Source organism: Kribbella sp. NBC_00482, assembly GCF_036013725.1.
In the GTDB taxonomy this organism is placed as follows: Bacteria; Actinomycetota; Actinomycetes; order Propionibacteriales; family Kribbellaceae; genus Kribbella.
Genome location: NZ_CP107881.1, coordinates 5,199,358 through 5,223,446, shown reverse-complemented (window position 1 = coordinate 5,223,446; position 24,089 = coordinate 5,199,358). Strand labels below are relative to the sequence as shown.

The following is a 24,089-nucleotide window of genomic DNA, read 5'->3' as shown; positions in this document are numbered from 1 at the left end:
GACAGCAAGGCGGTAAACGTTTCATCGTTACTGCCACCCGGGACAGCAAACGCTTACTATCAGGAGGCGCCGTATGCATCGCGTCAGCCGATCCGCCGGCCGCGCGCCGGACCGCGGGGACCGCGCCGACCGCGCCGCGCGTCGGGCGGCACGCCGGGCGCAGGCCGGACCGAGCCTGCGCGCCAGGCTGCGTCGCGACCGGGTGATGCTGCTGCTGGTCCTCCCCGGCTTCCTGTTCTTCGTGGTGTTCCACTACGTGCCGCTGCTGGGGAACGTGATCGTCTTCCAGGACTACCAGCCGTACCTCGGCTTCAAGGACAGCCCGTGGGTCGGCCTCGGCAACTTCAGCGTGTTCGCCGAGCCTGACTTCTATCGCGCCCTGCTGAACACGTTGAAGTTCGCCGTACTGCAGCTGGTCCTGTTCTTCCCCGCGCCGATCGGCCTGGCATTGCTGCTGAACAGCATCATCAGCCCGAAGATCAAGCGGTTCGTGCAGAGCGTCGTGTACCTGCCGCACTTCATCGGCTGGGTGATCTTGATCTCGATCAGCCAGCAGCTCATCGGCGGCACCGGCCTACTCCCCCAGCTGCTCGGCGAGCTCGGCCTGCCCCGCGTCGACCTGATGACCAGCTCCGGCTTCTTCCCCTGGCTGGTGACGCTGCAGCTGATCTGGAAGGACGCCGGCTGGGGCACGATCATCTACCTCGCCGCGCTGCTCAACATCGACACCGAGCACTACGAAGCCGCCGCGATCGACGGCGCGGACCGGTGGCGGCGGCTCTGGCACGTGACGCTGCCGGGCATCGTGCCGGTGACGTTGCTGCTGCTGATCCTCAATCTGGGCAGCATTCTCTCGGTCGGTTTCGAGCAGATCCTGCTGCAACGCGACGCCGTCGGCGCCGACGCGGCCGAGGTCCTCGACACCTACGTCTACTTCCACGGCGTGCTCGACGGCCAGTGGGGTCCCGCCGCAGCGGTCGGCCTGGTCAAGGGCGTCATCGGCCTGGTCCTGATCCTCGGCGCCAACAAACTCGCCCACCGCTTCGGCCACGAAGGGATCTACTCGCGATGAAGACCTCGCAGCGGCCGCCGTGGATGGAGGCCCCGACCAAGGCCGGGCTGGCGATCAAGGGCGTGGTGATCGCGATCGTCTGCTTGCTCGTGCTTTACCCGTTCGTCAACATCCTCGCGACCAGCCTCGCCGGCGAGTCCGAGATCACGAGGCGCGGCGGCATCATCCCGCTGTTCCCGAGCGAGCCGACGCTGGCGGCGTACAAGACGATCTTCGCCGGCGGTGTGGTGAGTCACGCGCTGCTGGTCAGCGCGGGCATCACGATCATCGGTACGGCGCTGAACCTGGTCGTCACGATCGCGCTCGCCTACGGGCTCAGCCGGCCGATCGTCGGCGGGCGGTTCGTGTTGACAGCAGTATTGTTCACCATGCTGTTCGGGGCCGGCATCATCCCGAACTTCCTGCTGATCAAGGCGCTCGGGCTCTACGACTCGTACGCGTCGCTGATCGTCCCGGGCCTGGTCAGCGCCTTCAACTTCCTGGTACTGCGCAACTTCTTCCAGAACATCCCGGCCGAGCTGCTCGACAGCGCGCGGATCGACGGCGCCGGCGACCTCGCGATCCTGGTCCGGATCGTGCTGCCGCTGTCGAAGGCGGTCCTCGCGGTCGTCGCGCTGTTCTACGCCGTCGGCCACTGGAACGCGTTCTTCAACGCACTGCTCTACCTCAGCGACACCGGCAAGTGGCCGTTGCCGCTCGTCCTGCGCCTCTACGTCCTGCAGGGACAACCGGTCGGCGGAGCCACCGAGTCGCCCGGCGAGGCGGTGGCGTCGATCCAGGCCGTGCAGATGGCGGTCGTCGTCGTGGCGCTCGTGCCCATCCTCTGCGTCTACCCGTTCCTGCAGCGCTACTTCACCAAGGGCGTACTCACCGGCGCCATCAAGGGTTAGGAGAAAGACCGTGACCACCCCATCTCTCAGTCGCCGGAGCTTCCTGCGCAGTGCTGTCGGTGTCGCCGTGATGAGCGCCACCGGTGTGCCGACGCTGGTTGCCTGCAGCAACGGCAGTACGACGGCCGGTCCCGCGCGGGCCTCCTCGGTGACGCTCCCGACGTACGTCGCGTTCGAGGGACCGAAACCGGATCTGGCGGGCACCGCGGACGGCGTACCGCCCGGCTACCTGACCTATCCGAAGGACCTCGTCACCACCGTGAAGACGCCGCCGCTGTCGGGCGGCAAGGTCAGCGTGATGACCGACATCTTCGACCCGCTGCCGCCGGCCAAGGACAAGAACGCGGCCTGGCAGGCGGTCGAGCAGAAGCTCGGCGGCACCCTCGACCTGACCATCGTCCCGGACAGCGACTGGGCGACGAAGTTCCAGACCGTGCTGGCCGCCAACGAGCTGCCGGATCTCGTCCTGTTGTCGGATTCCAGCCTTGTCAACAATCTACCGGCCTTTTTGTCGGCAAAGTGCACGGACCTCACGCCGTACCTGTCCGGTGACAAGGTCAAGGACTACCCGAACCTGGCCAACATTCCGCAGGTGATCTGGCAGGCGTGCGTCGTGCAGGACAAGATCTACGGACTGCCGATCCCGCGCAGCATCACCGGCGGCGCCGGCTTCTACAACAAGCGGCTCTTCGACGCGGCCGGCATCGAGTACCCGGCCACCGCCGAGGACTTCCTGGCCGCGTGCAAGGAGCTGACCAAACCGCAGCAGGGTCAGTGGGCGATCGTGAACTCGAAGGGCAACACGTTCTTCACGATGGTCCAGCAGATGTTCGGCGTACCGAACGGCTGGAAGGAGGACGGCGGCAAGCTGGTCCGCAGCTTCGAGACGCCGGAGTACAAGGCGGCGCTCGAGTTCGCCGTTCAACTCGTCAAGGCCGGCGTCACGGTGCCGGGCTCGGACGGTATCGACGGCACCGCCCGGAAGAACGCGTTCCGCTCCGGCAAGGGCGCGCTGGTGTACGACGGGTTCCCGGCGTACTCCGGCTACGTCAAGGACATGTCCCGCCTGGACCCGAAGAACGACCCGCGGGCGTTCGTCCCGATGGCGCCCAAGGGCGGCAAGGCGAACACCTGGTCGGACAACATCCTGTTCGCGTACACGCTGATGAAGAAGGCCGACGAGCCGCGCGCCAAGGAGCTGCTCGCGGTGGCGAACTTCTTCGCCGCGCCGTTCGGCAGCACCGAGAACCTGCTGCTCACGTACGGCGTCGAGGGCGTCGACTTCACCCGCGATGCGAAGGGCAACCCGACGCTGACCAGCAAGGGCGAGGCCGAGCTGACGGTGCCGTGGAAGTACATCACCGCGCCGCCGCAGGCGCTCTACAACGCGCAGTTCCCGACGTACGTCGAGCGCGCGCACGAGGACCTGACCAAGCTGATCGGCCTGGTCGTCAAGGATCCGACCGCCTCGCTGATCTCGCCGACCAACGACAAGTCCGGCGGTGACATCGGGCAGGCGCTGAACGACATCCGCAACGACGTGATCGCCGGACGGAAGCCGATCAGCGCCTTCGACACCGCGCTGAAGAAGTGGGCCAAGGACGGTGGTGACAAGATCCGCGGTGAGTTCGAGTCGGCCCTCGGCGGTGCGAGCCCGCGATGAGTTGGTTGACCGAGGCAAGGTTCGGGCTGTTCGTGCACTGGGGCATCTACGCGGCCGCGGCGCGGCACGAGTGGGTGAAGTCGTACGAACAGCTCACCGACGCCGACTATCAGCCGTACTTCGACCACTTCTCGCCGGATCTGTACGACCCGGTGCGCTGGGCCGACGACGCCTGGAACGCGGGCATGCGCTACCTGGTGATCACCACCAAGCACCACGACGGGTTCTGCCTGTGGGACTCCAAGCTCACCGACTACTCGGCGCCGAACACGCCGTGGGGCAAGGATCTGCTCGCGCCGATGGTCGACGCGTTCCGGGAGCGCGGATTCAAGATCGGGCTGTACCACTCGTTGCTCGACTGGCACCACCCGGAGTTCCCGGTCGACCTGTACCACCCGCAGCGCAAGGACGTCGACTTCATCGACCGTACGGCGGACCGCGACGTCTCGCAGTACGCCGACTACCTGCACGGACAGGTCCGCGAGCTGCTCACGGGATACGGCACGATCGACGTGATGTGGTTCGACTTCTCGTACGCCGATCGCGGGTTCAACGCCAAGGGCCCGGACGAGTGGCGGTCCGCCGAACTGCTCGCCATGGTCCGCGAGTTGCAACCCGGGATCCTGGTGAACAATCGACTCGGACTCGGTTCGGGTGACTTCACCACGCCGGAGCAGGTCCAGCCGCCGGGCAACGAGGTTGCCGCCAGCAACGGTACGCAGGTGCCGTGGGAGGCGTGCCACACGCTCAACGGCAGCTGGGGTTACCACCGCGACAACCACGACTGGAAGTCGCCGGCGTTGCTGATCCGGATGCTGGTCGACGCGGTCTCGAAGGGCGGCAACATGCTGCTCAACGTCGGCCCGAACGGCCGCGGCGCATGGGAGCCGCGTGCCCTCGACGTACTGTCCGGGATCGGTTCCTGGATGCGACTGCACGAGCGGTCGATCCGCGACTGCGGGCCGAGCACGTACGTTCCGCCGGCGGACTGCCGCTACACGCAGAACGGCCGACGGCTGTATCTGCATGTGTTCGCGTGGCCGATGGGGCACCTGCACCTGCCGGGGCTCGGCGATCGGGTCGAGTACGCGCAGTTCCTGCACGACGCGTCCGAGGTCAAGCGGGTGGACGTCGATCCGTCGGCGCCTGGGCACACGTACCTGACCGGGCTGCCCGACAACACCCTGACGCTGAAGCTGCCGAACCGCGCCCCCGAGGTCGACAGCTGCGTGATCGAGCTCTTCCTCCGCGACTGACGACTGACCCCCGAACGACGAAGGCACCCACCTCGACCCGGTGGGTGCCTTCGTCCTTTTGTCTACTGTCGGATTGTTGACGGGTCGACGGGCGGCGGGGTCAGGTGCAGGGCGGTGATTTGAGCGGTTGCTTCAGCGTCGACGGGGACGCCCCAGGCGCGGAAGAAGTCGCTCAGGTCGTGGCCGGCGGCCCGGCTGGACAGAACGACGAGGTTGCGCAGCCGCAGTACTTCGTCGGTGTAGTCGCTCGCGTACGGGCGCTCGACCCGGACGAGCTTGTGCAGGTTCGGCCAGAAGCTGTCGCCGAACGCCAGCCGGAGCTGCTCGAACATCACCAGCTTCTCGTACGGGTCGAATGTCGTTCCGTAGTTGACGTCCGGCGTCCGCAACTTCCCGGGAGCGCTCTGCCACGGCGTGAGCCCGGTCTTCGCGTCCGGGGCGTGCAGCCGCGGCTGCTGACCGTACTTCGTGGCGAACACCGCGTTCACCGCGAGCGAGTAGATGTTGACCGTCACCTCGGTCAGCGAACTCGGCTTGTAGGTGATCTGCTGATGCTGGTGGCCGAGCTCGTGGTAGATACCCCAGCCGCGCGTCCGCAGCGCAGCCACGGTCAGCATCCGGTCCTGGATCGGCGGCGGGAACGACATGTGGCCGTGGGTCGCGTACGCCCCGACGCCGGTGATCGCGGACGGGAATCCGACGAAGTGGTACCGGTGCGCGAGGCGGACGTGCTGCGGCGCGGATCCGTCGTACCCGCTGGTGGCGTCCTCGATCCGGATGATGTCCTCGTACGTGGACAGCAGGTCGGTGTGGTTCTCGGTGCGATACGTCAGGGCCGAGGCGCGCTCGACGGTGATCATCGCGTGCGGGCTCAGCAGTTCGACGTACGGCGTTGTGCGCTCGTCGAGCTGGCGCTGGAAGTCGGCCTCGCCGGTGCGGCCGAGGACGAAGTACGGCATCGGCTGGGCCTGGTCGCCGATGGTGACCTTGGCCTGGCCGGTGCCGCCGATCAGCTTGAGGTAGACGACGCCACCGCCGGCGTCGGTAACGGTGTTGCGGCCGACCTGGAGCGGGTACTCGCGGGGCGACTTGAACTCCTTGCGCGCGTCGGCGTCGGGTGCGCCGATCACGAGCGTCGGCGCCAGACTGCCCGCGTGGACGACCACGTTGAGGGCGGTGTCCGCGGGCAGGTAGAAGCCGGTCGAGCGGAGCTCGCTGGCACTCAGCGAGTTCTGCGTGCGGTCGAGCTCGGTCGTCCGCGCCGACGGCAACGCGGGGATCGTGAAGGTGTAGGTGGTCTGTGCTCTGGCCACCGCTGGTACGGCGGCCAGAGCCAGCCCGGCTCCGGCTACTTGAAGGACACGTCGCCTGGTGAGCTGCCCCGTGAACTGTTGCGGGCGGGCGTGCGGCATCATCGAACAACCTCCTGGTTGAACTTGCCAGCACCCGGCGACCCGGCCGGCGCTTGTCGCCGGCCCCGGTTGCTTGCGGAAACTCAGTTGAAGGACACGGTGTGGGTGGCGCCCTTCGTGCCACTGACGGCGATGTCCAGCACCAGCTGCTTGCCGGTAGCAACCACCGTGACCGCCGGATCCTTGGCGATCACCGCGCCGACTCTCCGGTCGATGGTCAGCCGGATGACGCCGGCGGTGCGACTCGGATCAGACACCGCGACCGTCGTCGTTCGTCCGTCCTTCCCGACCACGACAGACGCCGGCCCGTCGCTGGCGATCCCGGACACGGCACCGGCCGTCCAGAAGTTCGCGAGCGTCAGATCCTCGCGGTGGGACCGAATCGCTTGAACAATCGGATTGTTGACAAGGACGGTCATCCCCGGATCAGCGGCCCGCTCCGCCGTCTGCCGACTGGTTGCGTTGGGCAACACGACGTACGCGTACTCGCCGGTCGCCGTCCCGTGGTCCAGGACCAGGCTCGCGTAGCGGCGGGTGTACGGCGTGGTCGAACCCGCTGTGTCGTTGCCGACGTTGATCTCCGACCAGGACCCGGTGCGGTCCTCGCGCCGGACCTTCAGCTGCCCGCCCTGCGGGAAGACGTAGCCCGCGACACCGTCCAGATGCGCCCAGTGCGGATCGTCGTACCTCTGGTCCGCGGCTGGCCGGCCGTCGATCCGCAGAGCGGTCGTGCCGTTCTCGTGGAGATTCCGATTGTCGACAATCGTCTCGACCGGGTAGCCGTCGGTGCCGGTGATCCCGGCGCCGAGGGCAACGATCGAGTCGCGCAGGCAGAACCAGGACTTCCTTGCCTGCAAGGTCTTGTCGTGGTTGATCAGGTGCATGCCGACCGCACCGGCGACATTCTTGTACGACGCTCCACCGACCCAATCGGCGTACGCCGCGACCGTCCCGGTGCCGCTCCCGGAGCCGCCCGGTTGGCGGGGTTGCGTGCTGACCGTCGTACCGGGCATCCGTTGCGCGTCGACCGTCGGCCAGTACGCGTCGTTGAACTGGGACTGGTCGCCGTTGTACAGATACGTCATGCCGTCGCCGACGTACCAGCCGCGGAGGTTCTCGCCGTTGCCCCACTCGTAGCGCGCCATCCGCTTCGACGACATCGCGATCGCGAACGTCCAGCCCGGGCGTCGGTGTACGACGCGGTCCTGGTTGTAGAACTGGAAATGCCGCGGGACCGCCGGCGCCGGCACGACACCGCTGTCGGCGAGCAGGCCCTTCGCCCGGGAGATCTCCGGGATCGACGCGCCCGGGAGGTAGTCGTTGAGGCGGTCGCGGGTGATCCAGCCCTTGGCGAGCGCCTTGTAGCGCGAGGCATACGGCTCCGCGACGCCACTCGCGAGGAGTAGAACGGTCGATGTCGTGCCGTGGCCGTTGCGGTGGTCGCCGGCCCGTTCGCGGGAGATCGCGCGACCGGAGACGCAGTCCATCATCAGATTGTCGACAATAAACGGCGCGAAGCTCGCCTCGACCGCGTCCAGGAGTACGGCGCGGTTCGGGTCGGCGATCTCCCAGGTGGAGCTGCCGAGCAGGGCGATCAGGTTCGCGACCCCGCCGAGCGCCACGTTGCCGTACGTCCCGACGTACGCGAGGTTGCTGTGCTGGACGAACGAGCCGTCGCGGTAGAAGCCGTCGCCGCTCGTGACGTAGGTGAAGACGCTGTTCTTGCCGGCCTCGGCGACGTCGCTGAGTGCGTCACGAGCGGCAGTGAGCTTCTCGGCCGACTTCCCGACGATTCCGCGGAGCGCGACGATCAGCGCCTTGTCGACACGGTTGGCGCCGGTCTCGCGGAGCGTCGGCGAGTTGGTACGCCGGTTCGGGTCCGGGACGAACCGGTCGACGGCCGTGAGGTACTTGGTGAGCTGCTCGGCGGACAGGACGTCGTACGCGAGGACGCAGGTGTCGAGCAGCGCCCGCGGGGCGCCGATCTCCCAGAACCACCAGTTCCCGGTCTCCTTGAGCGTCTCGTTGTAGGCGTTCGCGTTGAGGAAGTCGAGCGCCCCACTCAACAGTTCGCCGTTCTGCGTGGTGCCTGTGGTCGCGCGGGCGAGCGCGATCGTCTTCAGGCGCGTGTAGCTGATCGAGAAGTTCCCGCTCGTCGAACTGAGCGGCAGATCCGGCCAGAGCGCCGTCCGGTCCGCCGACGTGATCATCGTGTCGGCGTACTGCTGCGCCTGCGTGCTCAGGCCGGCGAGCGCATCGGCGTACGCCGGATCGGACGCGTCGATCGCCCCGCCGGTGTTGAGTTCGGCCCAGCGGGTGCGGAGTACGTCGTACTCGTCCTCCGCGAACGCGCGAGTGGGCAACCCGAGCGTGCTGAGCGCGCCGGCGGCGAGCCCGGCCTGAAGCAATAGTCGTCGACGGATGAAGGGCGGCATCGCGACTCCTCGAACGGTAGTAAACGCTTACCGCCAAGCCTGCCGTCTGCTCATAACAGTCGTCAACAGGTGACTGTGATCAGTTCTGATCACTTCACGGGAGCAGGTCCCGGACCACCGCATCGGCCAGCAACCGCCCGCGATCGGTCAGCACCAGCCGCCCGCCACCAGAGCCCGGGTCGCTGCCACCAGAGATATCTGCGAGCCCGTCGGCGACGACCTGATCGACCGCGGCTCGCCCGGCCTCGTCCAGAACGTCGAGCGGCAGCCCCGCCGACAACCGCACCTCGAGCAGCACCCGCTCGACGCGCCGGGTCTCCTCGTCGAGGGTCTCCCGCGCGTGCGCCGGGCTCTCGCCGGCGTTGATGCGTTCGGCGTACGCGCTCGGATGCTTGACGTTCCACCAGCGCACACCGCCGACGTGGCTGTGCGCGCCCGGCCCGATCCCCCACCAAGTATCGCCGCGCCAGTACAGCTCGTTGTGCCGGCAGCGCGCCGCCGTACTGCGTGCCCAGTTGGACACCTCGTACCACCGCAACCCTTGGGCCGACAGCAGCTCGTCGGCCAGCACGTACTTGTCGGCCAAGTCGTCGTCGTCCGGCATCGGCAGTTCACCGCGCCGGATCCGTCGCGCCAACTGCGTGCCGTCCTCGATGATCAATGCGTACGCGCTGACGTGGTCCGGCTGCGCCGACAACGCCGACTCGAGCGACGCCCGCCAGTCGTCGAGCGACTCCCCCGGCGTCCCATAGATGAGGTCCAGGTTCACGTGCTCGAACCCGGCCGCGGTCGCTTCCTTCACGGCCTGCAACGCGCGGCCCGGGGTGTGCTGCCGGTCGAGGATCCGCAGTACGTGCGAGGACGCGCTCTGCATCCCGAAACTCACCCGCGTGAATCCCGCCTCCAGCAACGCCTCGAGGTACGCCGGATCCACGGACTCCGGATTCGCCTCGGTCGTCACCTCCGCACCGGGCGCAAGGCCGAACTCGTCCCGCACCGCGGCCAGCATCTTCCCCAGATCCGCGGCCGGCAGGAGGGTCGGCGTACCGCCTCCGAAGAACACCGTCTCGACCGGACGGTCGAGGTCGTGGAGCACGCGTCGCGCCATCCGGACCTCGTCGACCGCGGTCTCGGCGTACGACGCCTGCGAGCCGCCACCGCCCAACTCCTTGGCGGTGTAGGTGTTGAAGTCGCAGTACCCGCACCGCGACGCGCAGAACGGCACATGCAGGTAGAACCCCAACGGCCGCCCAGCAGCCTCCCGCACAGCAGCATCCGGCAACGCCCCATCCCGAGGCGCAACCTCCCCCTCAGGCAATGTCGACGGCACGCCCCCATCGTACGGACCACATCACCTTGAGCACCCACCAACCATTTCGAGACCCGAAAACTGGTTGGCCGGCGCTCAAAGTGGAGCGGACGGCGGTTCTGCGGTAGCTGAGTGTGTTTGGGCGGTTACATTCGGCTCATGGAGACCGAGGCTCAGCCTGTCGGACGTGCCACCCGGAACGCGGTCGTGGTGGCGATCATGCTCGGAATGTTGCTCGCGGCCCTCGACCAGACGATCGTGGCGACCGCGTTGCCGACCATCGTCAGCGACCTAGGCGGCGCCAACCACCTGTCCTGGGTCGTCACGTCGTACCTGCTCGCCGAGACGATCATGACCGCGCTGATCGGGAAGTTCGGCGACCTGTACGGGCGCAAGCCGATGTTCCTGCTCAGCGTCGTCCTGTTCCTGGCCGGCTCCGCGCTCTGCGGGATGGCGGACTCGATGCTGTGGCTGGTCGGCTCCCGCGCGATCCAGGGTCTCGGCGCCGGCGGGCTGATGGTGACCGCGATGGCGGTGATCGCGGACGTCGTACCGCTGAGCGAGCGCGGCCGGTACCAGGGCGTGATGGGTTCCGTGTTCGGCGTCTCCACCGTCGCGGGACCGCTGCTCGGCGGACTGTTCGTCGACCACCTGAGCTGGCGGTGGGCGTTCTACGTCAACATCCCGCTCGGCATCCTGGTCCTGATCGTTGCCTCGATCACCCTTCCCTCGGTGAAGGCCGCGGTCGGCCCGAAGATCGACTACCTCGGCATCCTGTTCATCGGTCTCGCCGCGACCGGGCTGACGCTGGTGACGACGTGGGGCGGGAACGAGCACGCCTGGACGTCGACCGTGATCATCGCGATGGCGGCCGGGTCCGTGGTCGCGCTGGCGCTCTTCGTCCTGGCGGAGAAACGGGCGGCGGAACCGTTGCTGCCGTTGCGGTTGTTCCGGTCCGGCGTGTTCACGGTGTGCTCGATCATGAGCTTCATCATCGGGTTCGCGATGCTGGGCGGGGTCACATATCTCCCGACGTACCTGCAGTTCGTCCACGGCGCTTCGGCGACGGAGTCCGGTCTGCAGATGCTGCCGCTCGTCCTGGGGCTGCTGGTCGCGTCGGTCGGCGTCGGACAGACCATCAGCAAGACCGGGCGGTACAGGCTGTTCCCGATCGTCGGGACGGTGCTGATCGGGGTCGGGCTCTTCTTGCTCTCCCTCCTCGACAACACCACGTCGTACGTCGAGACAGCCGGGTTCATGCTCGTACTCGGACTAGGTGTGGGTCTGTGCATGCCGGTACCGACGGTGGTCGTGCAGAGTACGGTCGACTACTCGGACCTCGGTGTCGCGACCTCCGGCGTGAGCTTCCTGCGGACGATGGGCAGCTCCTTCGGCGTAGCGGTCTTCGGCTCGATCTACGCGCACCAGTTGCCGGAGAGACTCGGCGTCGCGGCCCAGACCGCGCAGGTCGATCCCCGGGTGGCGTCAACGGTCGAGGGTGTCCGGTCCCTTCCCGACGAGGCGCGCTCCGTCATCACCGCGGCGTACGCCGACTCGCTCCACGTCGTGTTCTTGTGGGCGGTTCCGGTCGCAGGGCTCGGCTTCCTGGTTGCCTTGCTCTTGAAGGAGGTCCCGCTCCGCGACACCGCGCGGATGGCCGCCTCGGACGTCGGCGACAGCTTCGCGGCGCCGTCGTCGTTCGACTCCGAACACGAACTCCAGAAGCTCGCCGCCCTCGTCGTACGCCACCACAAGCGCAACCCGGCCCCCGAAGTACTCGCCGAGTCGGGCATCCCGCTCAGTCATGCTCAGGCCTGGATGATCATGCGAGTGTTCCGCGGCGGCGCCGAGAAGGGTTCCGCGACCCTGGCCGAGATGACCGGCGACCTCCGGATGCCACCCGGCGTCCTCGAACCGCTCGCCGCCCAACTGGTTGCCGACGGCTACCTGTCCGAAACCCTCGGCCACTACCGCTTCACCACCCTGGGCCTGGAGATGTTCCAGCGCTTCGTCGGCGCCTTCCGCGTCTGGATGCTCGACCGCCTCACCGACTGGGACCCAGAGAACTCCGAAGCCTTCTCCCAAGCCGTAGACCGCATCGCCGAACAAATGATCGACCAAGGCCAATCCCTAACCACCGGCAAACACGCCGCCCTCACCCCCACCGCCTGAGCAAGTGAGCACCCCCGCCGGGGACTGGGAACAGGCTATTGCCGGTGCTCAGTCTCCATCGGCTATTCCCAGTTCCTACCAGGTGCCCTGGATCGTCCTGCGCGTCGGCGCTCTCCGCTAGGGGACTGCTCGGGCGTATGCTCGCGTCGTGCTGAGCGATGGGGTGCGGACGATCACCGCTGGTGGGGTTGAGCATTGGGTGCGGGTGGCTGGGGCGGCGAGCGGCGGGGTGCCGTTGGTGTTGGTGCACGGTGGGCCTGGGGAGAGTTCTTACTCGATCGAGCGGTCGGTCGGGGACGAGGTCGCGACGTTGGCGCCGGTGGTGTTCTACGACCAGCGCGGGTGCGGGCGTACGGCGCGGCCGTCCGACACGTCGACGTACACGATGGAGCGTCTGGTCGCGGATCTCGAGGAGTTGCGTACGGCGCTGGGCGTCGAGCGGATCGTGCCGTGGGGCGTGTCGTTCGGGTGCCTGCTGGCCGCCGAGTACGCCGTTGCTCACAGCAACCATGTGGACGGGCTGATCCTGCACGCGCCGCCGATCACCGACCCGTTGCACCCGGGGCTGTGGACGATGCGGCCGGGTGCTGTCGACGTGTTCCTCACGCCTGACGAGCGGACGGCGCTCCGCGCGCAGCTCGACGGCGTCACGGAGTCGATCGAGCGTACGGTCGCCGCACTGGGAGCGATCGCGGGGAGCGCGAACGCGGCCCGGTTCTTCTACCACGACCCGGCGAACATCCCGCCCGACGACGAGAACGCGCCCGAGTCCAACCCGGAGATGGCGATGGCGCTGGTTGGCAACGAACGCGTGGAGCTCGCCGACGACCTCGCCGCCCTCGACGTACCCGTCCTGATCCTCGCCGGCCTCTGGGACCGCCACGTCGGCTTCGACATGCCCCGCGACCTCGCGACCAGGCTGCCGCGGGCGACGCTCGAGATCTTCGACCGGTCGGCGCACTCGATCCATGACGAGCAGCCCGGCGAGTACGTCGAGGCGATCCGGAGGTTCCTGGCCCGATGAACCTCATCGAATCGGTCGAGTACCCGGGCCGCGGTCTCGCGATCGGCCGTGACGTGGACGGCGTCCCGTTCTTCACGTACTGGCTGACCGGCCGCTCCCCCGCCTCCCAGGCCCGCGAACTCGTCGTCCACGACCGCGAGATCGTCGTCCGCGACACCTCCGGCGGTCCGGTCGACGACCTGCGCCACTACACGGCGGCGACCCGCGGGGACGACTGGGTCATCGTCGGCAACGGCACGCAGGTCGGTGAACTGACCGCCGCCCGCGAGCAGCAACCCGACCTCCAGTTCGCCCTGCGACAGCTGACCTACGAACCCGACCCGCCGATCCGCACCCCACGCATCACCGCGGCCGCCACGATCAACGGCACGGAACTGACAGACGTCGTCATCGGCTCCGCCCGCGCGTACGACGGTGCGCCCGAACTCACCGAGCACCCGTCGCTGTACGCCGCCCGCATCGCACCGGGCACCGCCCTCACCACCACGACCTACAACGGCACCGCGGCCGACATCATCACCCACGGCCGTCCCGCGACAGTCGCCGTTCCGGCCGCCTGGTCGACGATCAGCGACGCGCTCTGGAGCATCCTCACCCCGTCGCTGCGCGTCGCGATCGTGACGGTCCGCCTGGACCAGCAGACGTTCGCGGACGTCCGAACGAACAGCTGACACTACTCGTACATCTTGTCGAGTACGTCGGCGTACTGGGTCTCGACGTGCTTGCGCTTGAGCTTGAGGCTCGGGGTCATCTCGCCCGACTCGACGGTGAGGTCGCGGTCGAGAATGGTGAACTTCTTGATGGTCTCCCAGCGGTTGAGGCCGGCGTTGAGTTCGTCGACGTACCCCTGGACCATCGCGTGTGCCGCGTCCGACGTGACGATCTCGGCGTAGGACTTGCCGCCCAGGCCGTTCGCGGCGGCCCAGCCCTCGATCGCATCGGGGTCGAGGGTGACCAGCGCGGAGACGAAGTTGCGCAGGTTGCCGTGCACGATGAACTGGCTCGCGTACGGGCAGATCGTCTTGAAGCGGCCCTCGATCACCTGCGGCGCGACGTACTTGCCGCCGGAGGTCTTGAACAGATCCTTCTTCCGGTCCGTGATGAACAGGTACTCGTCCTCGAAGTGCCCGATATCGCCGGTGTGGAACCAGCCGTCGGAACCGAGCACCTCGGCGGTCTGCTCGGGCTGGTTGTGGTACCCGCTCATCACCCCGTCGCCCTTGATCAGGATCTCGCCGTCCTCGGCGATCTTGAACTGCGTCCCGGGGAACGCCGGCCCGACGCTTCCGAGCCGGTACTGCGTCAGCCGGTTCAGCGTCGATCCCGCCGAGGTCTCCGACAACCCGTACCCCTCGAGGATCAGCAGCCCGGCCGCGTGGAACCACTCCGCCAGCGACTTGTCGAGCGCGGCCGACCCGGACACGAAGAACCGGATCCGCCCGCCGAACCGCGCCCGGATCTTCGACAGCACGAGCTTGTCGGCCGCCGCGTACTGCGCGCCCAGCAGCCCGCCCGGCTCCTTGCCGGCCTGCCGCAGCGCCGAGACCTTGGCGCCCACTCCGAAGGCCCAGTCGAACAGCTTGGCCTTCGCCCCGCCCTCGGCCTGGATCATCGTCACGATCCGCCCGTGCGCCTTCTCGAAGATCCGCGGCGCCGCCGCCATGAAGGTCGGCTGTACGACAGCCGCATTGTCGACAATCTTGTCGATCCGGCCGTCGACCGCGGTCGCGAACCCGAGCTGGAACTGGACGGCGAGGAGCACCTGGCCGAACACGTGCGACAACGGCAGCCACAGGAACTGCAGGTCGTCCGGTGAGAGCACGCGCATCCCCTCGACCGCGGCGCCCTCGTACGTCCACACCGAGTGCGGTAGCCGCACGCCCTTCGGACGTCCCGTCGTACCGGACGTGTAGATCAACGTGCACAGGTCGTCCGGCTTAATGCCTGCAATCCGATCGTCGACAATCGACGGGTGCTCGGCCAGGTAGGCATCGCCAAGCAGGTCGAGCTCGCCGAGCCCGATCACCCAGTCGCCGTCGCTCTCCTCCGGCGTCCCGTCGAGCAGCACGACCTTGCGCAGTGACGGCGTCTCGGTCCGGTGCCGGCGGAGCTTGTCCACCTGCTCCGCGTCCTCGGCGAACACCACCTGGACGTCGGCATCGGCGACGATGAACGCCACGTCGGTCGAGATCGTGGACGGGTAGATCGTGGTCGTCGCGGCGGCGGCCAGTACGGCGGCCACGTAGCACTCGATCCACTCGATCCGGGTGCTCGACGCGACGGCGACCCGCTGCTCCGGCTCCACACCGAGCGCGATCAGGCCGGCGGCGCGGCGGCGGGTCAGTGCCTCGGTCTCCCGCCAGCTCACCGACTTCCATTGGTCCCCGCGCGGGAACCGGAAGGCCTCCCGCTCAGGCGTCGCCGCCACCCGGTCCAGAAACATCTGGGCCATGGTGTCCTTGCGGTTGCTGAGAAGCGCGAGCTGGCCGGAATCGGCGACAGGCTTCATAACTGGCCTCCATCGGGGGTCAAGTAACCGGAGGGTAATCGCTGGGCACCGTGCCTGACCATGGCACTCGCTTGCCCACCTGCACCTTCTCCATTACGTTTCCGCAACATGCGCATACGGTCGGTGGCCCTGATCTCACTATCCGTTCTACTCCTCGGTCTGGGCGCTCCGGCCCACGCGGTAACCCCGCCGGCGGAGTTCGGGTCGGACTACGACGACCCGCGGACCCCCGCGCCGACGGTCGCCGTACCGGACACCAGGCACTGTGAGGTGCAGATCGTCCGGAACCAGTTCCGCAACTTCGACCCGTACCAGGCGACCTACACGCCGCCGGCCGCCTGTGCGGGCCCGTGGTCCAAGGTCGTGCTGCGGATGCACGGCGAGGTGAAGGGCGTCCAGTACGACCGCCTCGGGCACATCACGATCGGCGGCGTCGGCGTCTTCCGGACGTCGACCCCGGAGCCGAGCGCGGACGGTATCGCCTGGGACGTCGAGAAGGACGTCACGTCGTACAGCCCGCTCCTGCGGACGTCGCAACCCGTCGTGATGGAGCTCGGCAACGTCGTCGACGACACGTACACCGGTGTCCTCGACATCACCGTCACGCTCGACTTCTACACAACCGACCGCCACACCCCAGCGGCCCGGACCGCTGACGACGTACTCCCGCTGCAGAACCAGACGCGTCAGGACTCCGACCTGATCGGTACGGCGACGCTGCCGCGGAACACGACCCGCCTCCTCGGCGAGGTCTACGTCACCGGATCAGGCGGCGGCTGCGAGGAGTTCTGGGACACGTCGGCGCCGGCCGAGACCGGGTACTCCTGCCCGGACGGATCGCCGTACCGCGAGGTCGACGTGAGCATCGACGGCAAACTCGCCGGGATCGCGCTGCCGTACCCGTACATCTACACGGGCGGTTGGTCGAACCCGTACTCGTGGCGACCGTCCCCCGCACCGCGCGCGTTCGACATCAAACCCTTGACCTACGACCTCACGCCGTTCGCCGGACTGCTCACCGACGGCAAGCCGCACGAGTTCCGGGTGCACGTCGACGGCGTACCGGCCGGCCAGTCCGGGTGGTTCACGGTCCCGAACCTGCACGTGTGGACCGACGCACACCGCGCGCAGACGACCGGCCGCGTCACGTCGTACGCCGTCAGCCCGCTGGCGAAGACCGACGACGTGACCGGCGCACCGAACGCGGCCGGCTCCGTCACCACGAAGGCGTCCCGCAACCTCACGATCAGCGGGTACGTCGATACCTCAGCCGGCCGCGTTCGGACGAGTGTCCAACGCACACTGAGCAACGTCTCGAAGCACACCTGGGACGCCGGCGAGTCCCGCGACGCTCTGGACGCGAACTGGCGTGACACCGCGACGACGATCAGCAACGGCCACGTCGAGCGCACCGACCTCGACTACGGCAAGAACGGCGTACTCACCTTCTTGCCCAACGCAACGATCCCCGGCGGGTACGACGTCGTCACGGACCTGAAGATCCACGACACGATCCGCACACCGGCGAGGACCAGCACCGAGACGTACGACGGCCGCGCGTCCTGGATCTACGGCGTGCCGCGGGACCAGCGGCACGCAACCGGGACCCAGACCGTGCGCTTCCGCGCGATCGGGCACGGCTGCTACGACCACACCCTGACCGCGGTCAACGGCGTCTACACCAAGGACTTCTACCGCTGCTGAGGCTCAGCGCTGGGCGAGGAGCTCTGCGATCTGGACGGCGTTCAGGGCGGCGCCCTTGCGGAGGTTGTCGTTCGAGACGAACAGGATCAGTCCGCGATTGCCCGGGACGGACTGGTCCTGCCGGATGCGGCCGACGTACGACGGGTCCTCGCCGGCCGCGAGGAGCGGAGTCGGGAGGTCCGTGACGGCGACGCCCGGCGCGGCACCCAGGATTTCGGTGGCGCGCTCCGGGGTGATCGGCTCGGCGAACTCGGCGTGGATACTCAGCGAGTGGCCGGTGAAGACCGGCACCCGGACGCAGGTGCCGGCGACCGGCAGCTCCGGGAGGTGCAGGATCTTCCGGCTCTCGTTGCGGAGCTTCTGCTCCTCGTCGGTCTCACCGGTGCCGTCGGCAACGATCGAGCCGGCCAGCGGGAGCACGTTGAAGGCGATCGGCCCGGCGTACACCTTGGGCTCGGGGATGGTGATGCCGTCGGTGCCGCGGGCAAGCTGTCCACCGACCTCGGCCAACGAGCGGGCCTGGTCCTCGAGCTCGCTCACGCCGACGCCGCCGGAACCGGAGACGGCCTGGTAGGTCGAGACGACGAGGCGGGTCAGGCCGGCTTCGCGGTGCAGCGGGGCCAGCACCGGCATTGCCGCCATGGTCGTGCAGTTCGGGTTGGCGACGATGCCCTTCGGGATCGTGTCGAGGTCCTCGGGGTTCACCTCGGACACCACCAACGGCACGTCCGGGTCCATCCGCCAGCCGGACGAGTTGTCGACGACGACCGCTCCGGCCGCCGCCACCTTCGGGGCGAGCTCCTTCGACGCCGTCTTCCCGTTGGAGAACAGCGCCAGCTCGAGCCCGGAGAAGTCCGCCGTCGCCGAGTCCTCGACGACAACCTCCCGGTCACCGAACGCCAGCTTCTTCCCCGCCGACCGCGCCGAGGCGAAGAACCGCACCTCGTCCACCGGGAAGTTGCGCTCAACCAGCAACTCCCGCATCACGCCGCCGACCTGACCCGTAGCACCGAACACACCAACTCGCATGCCGATCACCCTAACGGCCCGCCCCCACCACCCCACCCTCAATTCCACGATCCGGCGCCCACCCCCCCCACGTTCACCATCCGGCGGCGCCACCCACACCCCAACTTTGAGAAGCCATCAACCATTCTTCGGGTGGAAAAGTGGTTGGTGGCTTCTCAAAGTTGAGTGGAGAGGATCAGAGGTCGGAGGCGAGGGTTCCGCCGTTGGCTACGTCGGTCTTCTCGATCTCGGTGAAGACGATGCGGACGGCTTCGCGCTTGGCGCCGAGGATGGCGATCGCGGAGTCGGTGACCGCGGCGACGAACTCGCGGCGCTGGTCGAGGGTGCGGCCGGAGAGGAGTTCGACGGTGATGTTCGGCATAGGGGTCTTCTCCTAGAGTGGACGGTTCCGTGACGTGGGACAGTGTTTCAGATTCAGGCGAGGGCCGCCGATTGGCGGGTGGGGACCTCGTCGGTGTTCAGCGAGTCGACCAGTTCGTCAACGTCCGCGCGGTTCTCCGGCGCCAGCAGGCCGAGTCCGACGTACACCACCAGGGAAGTTGCCAACGGCAACGCGACGACCATGGTTGTTTGAGTTGCCCCTAGGCCCCAGGTGACGATCGCCCACGCGATCAGGCCGATCGCCCACGACGCCAGCGCGGCGCGCGGCCCGCTGCGCCGGAACCACGGCAGCAACCCGAGCATCAGCGGGATCGCGATCGGTCCCATCGTCGCGGCGACCAGGTCGACGACGATCTTCAGTACGACGCCTTCACCGTTCGTCGCGATCGCGATCAGCATGCTCACCGTGACGAACGTGAACGTGACGATCCGCGCCATCTTCAGCGCCGCGGCGTCGGTCAACTGCCGGACGCGAGGCACCAGCACCGGCGCCAGATCCCGCGTGATCACCGACGAGATCGCGTTCGCGTCGGACGCGACCATCGCCATCGTGTGCGAGAAGAACCCGGCCAGCACCAGCCCGATCAGCCCGGTCGGTAGCAGCAGTTGCGCGAGTGCGACGTACGACTGCTCGGGCTTGCCCGGATGCACCAGCAGCGGCGCCGCACACATCGGGATGAACAGGATCAACGGCCAGACCAGCCACAGCGCCGAGGAGAGCAGGGCGGACTTCTTCGCGGCGGACCCGGACGGCGCGGCCATGTACCGCTGCGCCAGGTTCCACATGCCGCCGTTGTACTCGAACGTCTTGATGAACAGGAACGCGATCAGGAAGATCGGCGTGTACGGCCCGTTCAGTGCGTCACCGTGCCCGGCCGGCAACTGGTCCCACATCTTCCACAGCGTCGGTACGCCGTCGAGCTGCGCGAGCACCCCGATGAACATCGCGACGCCGGCTCCGAGCTGGATCACGAACTGCCCGAAGTCGGTCAGTACGTCGGCCCACAGCCCGCCGAGCGTGGCGTACAGCATCGTCACGACACCGGTGAGCAGGATGCCCCACCGGATCGGCACCCCGGTGAAACCGTTGAGCAGTACGGCGATCGCGACCCACTTCGACGCGATGTCGACGACCTTCAGCGCGGCACCGGAGTACGCGAGCGCCTGTTGCGTCGGCAGGTTGTAGCGGCGCGCGAGGTACTCCAGCGGCGACACGACCCCGTGTTTGGACCGCAGCCGGTTCCAGCGCGCCGCGAACAGGAACGCGCCGATGCCGACACCGACGCCGATCGTCATCGCCCACCAGACGTAGACGGTGATGCCGTACGAGTACGCGACCGCCGCGAACGCGACGAACATGACCGCGCTGTACCCGGACATGTGGTGCGAGATGCCGGACAGCCACCAGGGAATCCGGCCTCCGGTCGTGAAGTAGTCCACGACGGTCTTGATCTTGGTGCGCGACCAGATGCCGATCAGCACCATCAACACGAAATAGCCGACCAGGACCGACCAGTCCACAGCGGTCATCGGGATCCTCCCAGGGGCGTTGGGCGAGTGACTGGAAGGTTCCATTCACCAGAACCGCGTGTCAAGAGACGGAACCTGGAACATTTCCTGACCTAGTTCCAAGGCTCGATGATGATTGACAGGCCGTTCTGCTGAGTAGAACCTAGTTCCGTGACTCTGCAGATCAGGCACGCCACCCATCCCGAGCAGCTGCCCGGCTTCGACACGGCCGCGCTGCGCCGCCACTACCTGGTGGACGACCTCTTCGTCCCCGGCGCCGTCACCGCGGTGCTCACCCACCACGACCGGATCGTGCTCGCCGGCGCCCGCCCGGCGGACGGGCCGCTGACGCTGGGCACCTACCCCGAACTGCGCAGCGAGTTCTTCCTCGAACGCCGCGAGGCCGGCATCGTCAACGTCGGCGGACCCGGCACGGTCACCGCCGACGGAACGAAGTACGAGCTGACCACCGGCGCCTGCCTGTACGTCGGACGCGGCGTCCGCGACGTCGTCTTCGAGGGACCCGAGTCGGCGTTCTACGTCTTCTCAGCGCCCGCGCACACCAGCTTCCCGACCGCGCAGGTCAATCCCGGCGAGGGCAACCGCCTCGAGCTCGGCGACCAGCAGACCGCGAACCGCCGGACGATCGACCAGTTCATCCACGCGGACGGCGTACAGAGCTGCCAGGTCGTCCTCGGCGTGACGACACTGCACGCGGGCAGCACCTGGAACACGATGCCCGCGCACACCCACGACCGCCGTACCGAGTGCTACCTGTACTTCGGACTCCCGGAGACCGAGCGGATCGTGCACCTGCTCGGTGAGCCCGAGGAGACCCGGCACCTGCTGGTCGCGGACCGTCAGGCGATCATCTCCCCCAGCTGGTCGATCCACTCCGGCTGCGGCACGTCGTCGTACAGCTTCGTCTGGGCGATGGCCGGCGAGAACCAGGCGTTCGGCGACATGGACGGTGTCGACGTACGGGATCTGCGGTGACGTCTTTCAGCCTCGAAGGACGTACGGCGCTCGTCACCGGAGCGCGGCGTGGGATCGGCGCGGCGATCGCTGCCGGGTACGCCGCTGCCGGTGCCGAGCTGATCCTGATGGCCCGGGACGCCGCGCTCGAGGACACGCTCGAGGCGATCAAGCAGAACGGCGGCGGGGACGCGTCGGTGGTGATCGCCGACTTCGCCGACCCGGCCGCGGTCGAGGCGGCCGCCGCCGATCTGGCTCGGGAACGCCGGATCGACATCCTGGTCAACAACGCCGGCACGATCCGGCGGGCGCTGGCGGCCGAGACCACGACCGCGGACTGGCAGCACGTGATCGACGTGAACCTCAACTCCACCTGGGCGGTCACACGGTCGATCGGGGCCGCGATGGCGGAACGGCGTACCGGGAAGATCGTCACGATCGCGTCGTTGCTGAGCTTCCAGGGCGGGATCAACGTCCCGGCCTACACCGCGAGCAAGCATGCGGTGGCGGGGCTGACCCGGGCGCTGGCCAACGAGTGGGGACCGGCAGGGGTCCAGGTGAATGCGATCGCGCCCGGCTACATCAGCACCGACAACACCACGGAGCTGCGCGCGGACCCGGAGCGGGAGGCCGCGATCCGGCAGCGCATCCCGGCCGGCCGCTGGGGGCAGCCGGAGGAGGTCGTCGGCGCCGCGGTGTTCCTCGCGTCATCGGCGGCGGACTATGTCAACGGCCACGTGCTCGCGGTCGACGGTGGCTGGCTCGCGAGGTAAGGAGTGGCAGGATGTCCGACATGAGTTCGCCCTCGGCCATCGACAAGACGTTGATGGTGCTGGACGCCGTACTGGAGCACTCGCGGTTCACCGACGTGGTGAACGCGACCGGTCTGGCCAAGTCGACCGTGCACCGGATCATGGCGTCGCTCGTCGAGCACGAGTTCGTCACGCAGTCCGACGACGGCTCGTACCACCCGGGGCCGAAGGCGCTCCGGCTGGCCGGTCACGCGCTGACGAACGTCGACCTCGCCACCGTGGCCCGCCCGGTGCTCGCGGACCTCGTCGCGCAGACGCGGTGCACGGTCCACGTCGGCCTCCTGAACGGTGATGAGGCGATCTACGTCGCGCGGCTCGACGGCCCGAAGCCGTACCGGATGCCGTCGCGCGTCGGCAAGGCGATCTGGCTGCACTGCACCGGCATCGGCAAGGCGCTGCTCGCGGAGAAGGACGACGAGACGCTCGACGTCCACATCACCCGGACCGGTCTGCCCGCGCGCACGCCGCTGACCCACACGTCGGCGGCCGCACTGAAGGCCGATCTCGCGCAGACCAGGTCCCGCGGCTACGCGCTCGACGACGAGGAGAACGAACCCGGCATCCGCTGCGTCGCCGCCGTCATCCACGACCACACCGGCGCCGCCATCGCGGCAGTCAGCATCTCCACGCTCTCGTTGGAGCAGTCGATCGCCCAGGTCGCGCTGATGGCACCGGCCGCGATCGAAGCCGCCCGCAAGATCTCCGCAGCCCTCGGCTACCGCGAACCCACCAGCTGACCGGCCGCCTGACGCGCGGCGGCCCAGCGCACGACCGGAACCGACAGGACGCCGACAACCGCGAACCAGACGCCGAGGATGCTCCAGCCGGGGACGCCCAGGCCGAGTGGGAGCAGGGCGAGGACGGTCGGCGCGAGCATGCTGCTGATCGACATGCTGGTGTTCCAGACGCCCTGGTACTGCCCCTGAGCGTGACCGGGCGCCAGGTCGAAGCTGAGCAGGAACGATCCTGAGGACTGCAGCAGCTCGGCGATCACCTGGACCAGGGCACCGACGGCGAGCAGACCGATCGCGATCGCCGCATTCCCCCAGGTCGCGCCGGCCATCAGAACCATCGATGCCAACAGCAACAACCCCGCGGTCCGGGTGGCCCGGGCGGCCGTCATCGGGTCGGCGATTCCGCGCGACGAGCGCACCTGGAACAGCGAGACGACGATGGTGTTGATGATCAGCAGCAGCGCGACCGTCCAGCGCGGGGCGTCCGTGTGGTCGACCACCCAGAGCGGGATCGCCACATCGAGTACGGCGAAGTGGATGCTCATGCCCGCGTTGAGCGCGGCGACCGCGAGGTACCCACGGTCGCGCAGCGCGATCCACACCGGTCCGTCGTCGTCGTGGGGTTGCGGCGCCACCCGCGGAATCGCCAGGACGACGAACGCCGCGATGCTGCTGAGTACGGCGTCGAGCACGAACATCAGGCGGTACGCCGTACCGGTGTCGAAATGCAGCGCGAACGCGCCGATGCCCGCGCCGGCCATGATGCCGATGTTCGTGACGGCCCGTAGGTACGCGCGGGCCGCGACCCGGCCGGCGCCGGTCGTGACGGCGGCGATCAACGCGGCGCGGACCGCCCCGGCGCCGCGGTCGACCATCGTCAGCACGATGCTCACGACCAGGAACTGCCAGAAGTTGTGGACGAACACGTAGACCAGCGAGAGCGCGCACACCATCAGGCTCAGTACGACGAACAGCCCGCGAGGTCCGCGACGATCCGCCAGGTGCCCGAGCGGTACGGCGGACAGCAGCCCGAACAACCCTGCGATCGTCAGCCCCAGCCCGACCTGCGCGATCGACAGCCCGATGATGCGGTTGAAGTACAGCACGCTGACCGTCATCAGCAGGCCGTTACCGACCCGGCTCAGCAACGTCGCCAGCGCCAACGGCCGCAACGGCCCAGCCTCCGGCAGTACCCCCTTCACC

The 24,089-nt window shown here is 68.0% G+C and carries 19 protein-coding genes; 11 read left to right on the top strand and 8 right to left on the bottom strand.

The annotated features are described in order from the left end of the window. Window positions 1–73 precede the first annotated feature (73 nt). The 4 genes from OHB24_RS25540 to OHB24_RS25525 are packed head-to-tail and all read left to right on the top strand — an operon-like array spanning window position 74 to window position 4,881. Window positions 74–1,072, top strand: a complete 999-nt coding sequence (locus OHB24_RS25540; RefSeq protein WP_327633366.1) for an ABC transporter permease — start codon at window positions 74–76, stop codon at window positions 1,070–1,072. Then, window positions 1,069–1,962, top strand: coding sequence for a carbohydrate ABC transporter permease (locus OHB24_RS25535; protein WP_327633365.1), 894 nt, complete (start codon window positions 1,069–1,071; stop codon window positions 1,960–1,962). The genes OHB24_RS25540 and OHB24_RS25535 overlap by 4 nt, the downstream gene beginning before the upstream one ends. Window positions 1,963–1,972: 10 nt before the next feature. Then, entirely contained in the window at window positions 1,973–3,625 is a 1,653-nt protein-coding gene (locus OHB24_RS25530) for a hypothetical protein (protein WP_327633364.1), read from the top strand. Continuing rightward, on the top strand, window positions 3,622–4,881 hold the full coding sequence (locus OHB24_RS25525; RefSeq protein ID WP_327633363.1) for an alpha-L-fucosidase: 1,260 nt from the start codon (window positions 3,622–3,624) through the stop codon (window positions 4,879–4,881). Before OHB24_RS25530 ends, OHB24_RS25525 begins: the two co-directional genes overlap by 4 nt. Window positions 4,882–4,943: 62 nt before the next feature. Here the strand turns inward: OHB24_RS25525 and OHB24_RS25520 are convergent, their stop codons facing one another. The 3 genes from OHB24_RS25520 to hemW form a co-directional block, all read right to left on the bottom strand. After that, the gene (locus tag OHB24_RS25520) at window positions 4,944–6,296 is read right to left on the bottom strand and encodes a M60 family metallopeptidase (protein ID WP_327633362.1); all 1,353 of its coding nucleotides are present in this window, start codon (window positions 6,294–6,296) and stop codon (window positions 4,944–4,946) included. An 80-nt stretch (window positions 6,297–6,376) separates the two neighbouring features. Beyond that, window positions 6,377–8,728: a polysaccharide lyase 8 family protein gene (locus tag OHB24_RS25515; protein WP_327633361.1), complete on the bottom strand. Its 2,352-nt coding sequence runs from the start codon at window positions 8,726–8,728 to the stop codon at window positions 6,377–6,379. A gap of 94 nt (window positions 8,729–8,822) precedes the next feature. Beyond that, window positions 8,823–10,058 (bottom strand): radical SAM family heme chaperone HemW, encoded by a 1,236-nt coding sequence (gene hemW, locus OHB24_RS25510; RefSeq protein WP_327633360.1) that lies wholly within the window; start codon window positions 10,056–10,058, stop codon window positions 8,823–8,825. A gap of 138 nt (window positions 10,059–10,196) precedes the next feature. Here hemW and OHB24_RS25505 point away from each other — a divergent pair, with 138 nt between their 5' ends. The 3 genes from OHB24_RS25505 to OHB24_RS25495 all read left to right on the top strand — a co-directional run bounded on the left by OHB24_RS25505 (window position 10,197) and on the right by OHB24_RS25495 (window position 13,904). Beyond that, window positions 10,197–12,209 (top strand): MDR family MFS transporter, encoded by a 2,013-nt coding sequence (locus OHB24_RS25505; protein ID WP_327633359.1) that lies wholly within the window; start codon window positions 10,197–10,199, stop codon window positions 12,207–12,209. 148 nt (window positions 12,210–12,357) lie between these two features. Beyond that, on the top strand, window positions 12,358–13,233 hold the full coding sequence (locus OHB24_RS25500; RefSeq protein WP_327633358.1) for an alpha/beta fold hydrolase: 876 nt from the start codon (window positions 12,358–12,360) through the stop codon (window positions 13,231–13,233). Then, window positions 13,230–13,904 carry an IMP cyclohydrolase gene (locus OHB24_RS25495; protein WP_327633357.1) on the top strand — a complete coding sequence of 225 codons (675 nt, stop codon included), beginning with the start codon at window positions 13,230–13,232 and terminating at the stop codon, window positions 13,902–13,904. Before OHB24_RS25500 ends, OHB24_RS25495 begins: the two co-directional genes overlap by 4 nt. Window positions 13,905–13,906: 2 nt before the next feature. Here OHB24_RS25495 and OHB24_RS25490 read toward each other — a convergent pair whose 3' ends face one another. Continuing rightward, complete coding sequence (locus OHB24_RS25490; RefSeq protein WP_327633356.1) at window positions 13,907–15,742, bottom strand: AMP-dependent synthetase/ligase; 1,836 nt, start codon at window positions 15,740–15,742, stop codon at window positions 13,907–13,909. 108 nt (window positions 15,743–15,850) lie between these two features. Between OHB24_RS25490 and OHB24_RS25485 the strand changes: the two genes are divergently transcribed. Beyond that, window positions 15,851–17,446 (top strand): peptide-N4-asparagine amidase, encoded by a 1,596-nt coding sequence (locus OHB24_RS25485; protein WP_327633355.1) that lies wholly within the window; start codon window positions 15,851–15,853, stop codon window positions 17,444–17,446. A gap of 3 nt (window positions 17,447–17,449) precedes the next feature. Here OHB24_RS25485 and OHB24_RS25480 read toward each other — a convergent pair whose 3' ends face one another. The 3 genes from OHB24_RS25480 to OHB24_RS25470 all read right to left on the bottom strand — a co-directional run bounded on the left by OHB24_RS25480 (window position 17,450) and on the right by OHB24_RS25470 (window position 20,386). Continuing rightward, window positions 17,450–18,475 (bottom strand): aspartate-semialdehyde dehydrogenase, encoded by a 1,026-nt coding sequence (locus OHB24_RS25480; protein WP_442913921.1) that lies wholly within the window; start codon window positions 18,473–18,475, stop codon window positions 17,450–17,452. Window positions 18,476–18,650: 175 nt separating this feature from the next. Next, entirely contained in the window at window positions 18,651–18,836 is a 186-nt protein-coding gene (locus OHB24_RS25475; RefSeq protein WP_327633354.1) for a tautomerase family protein, read from the bottom strand. A 53-nt stretch (window positions 18,837–18,889) separates the two neighbouring features. Continuing rightward, a complete protein-coding gene (locus OHB24_RS25470; RefSeq protein ID WP_327633353.1) occupies window positions 18,890–20,386 on the bottom strand; it encodes a sodium:solute symporter family protein in 1,497 nt (498 codons plus the stop codon). A gap of 150 nt (window positions 20,387–20,536) precedes the next feature. On the opposite strand from OHB24_RS25470, the gene kduI reads away from it, so the two are divergent. From kduI to OHB24_RS25455, 3 genes are read left to right on the top strand one after another with little or no spacing between them, the layout of a single operon-like run. Further along, the gene (gene kduI / locus OHB24_RS25465; protein ID WP_327633352.1) at window positions 20,537–21,361 is read left to right on the top strand and encodes a 5-dehydro-4-deoxy-D-glucuronate isomerase; all 825 of its coding nucleotides are present in this window, start codon (window positions 20,537–20,539) and stop codon (window positions 21,359–21,361) included. Continuing rightward, window positions 21,358–22,113, top strand: a complete 756-nt coding sequence (locus tag OHB24_RS25460; RefSeq protein WP_327633351.1) for an SDR family oxidoreductase — start codon at window positions 21,358–21,360, stop codon at window positions 22,111–22,113. Before kduI ends, OHB24_RS25460 begins: the two co-directional genes overlap by 4 nt. Window positions 22,114–22,133: 20 nt before the next feature. Then, the gene (locus OHB24_RS25455) at window positions 22,134–22,889 is read left to right on the top strand and encodes an IclR family transcriptional regulator (RefSeq protein ID WP_327633350.1); all 756 of its coding nucleotides are present in this window, start codon (window positions 22,134–22,136) and stop codon (window positions 22,887–22,889) included. Here the strand turns inward: OHB24_RS25455 and OHB24_RS25450 are convergent. Then, the gene (locus tag OHB24_RS25450) at window positions 22,868–24,088 is read right to left on the bottom strand and encodes an MFS transporter (protein ID WP_327633349.1); all 1,221 of its coding nucleotides are present in this window, start codon (window positions 24,086–24,088) and stop codon (window positions 22,868–22,870) included. The two genes, OHB24_RS25455 and OHB24_RS25450, sit on opposite strands and share 22 nt — an antisense overlap. Between the last annotated feature and the right edge of the window lies 1 nt (window position 24,089).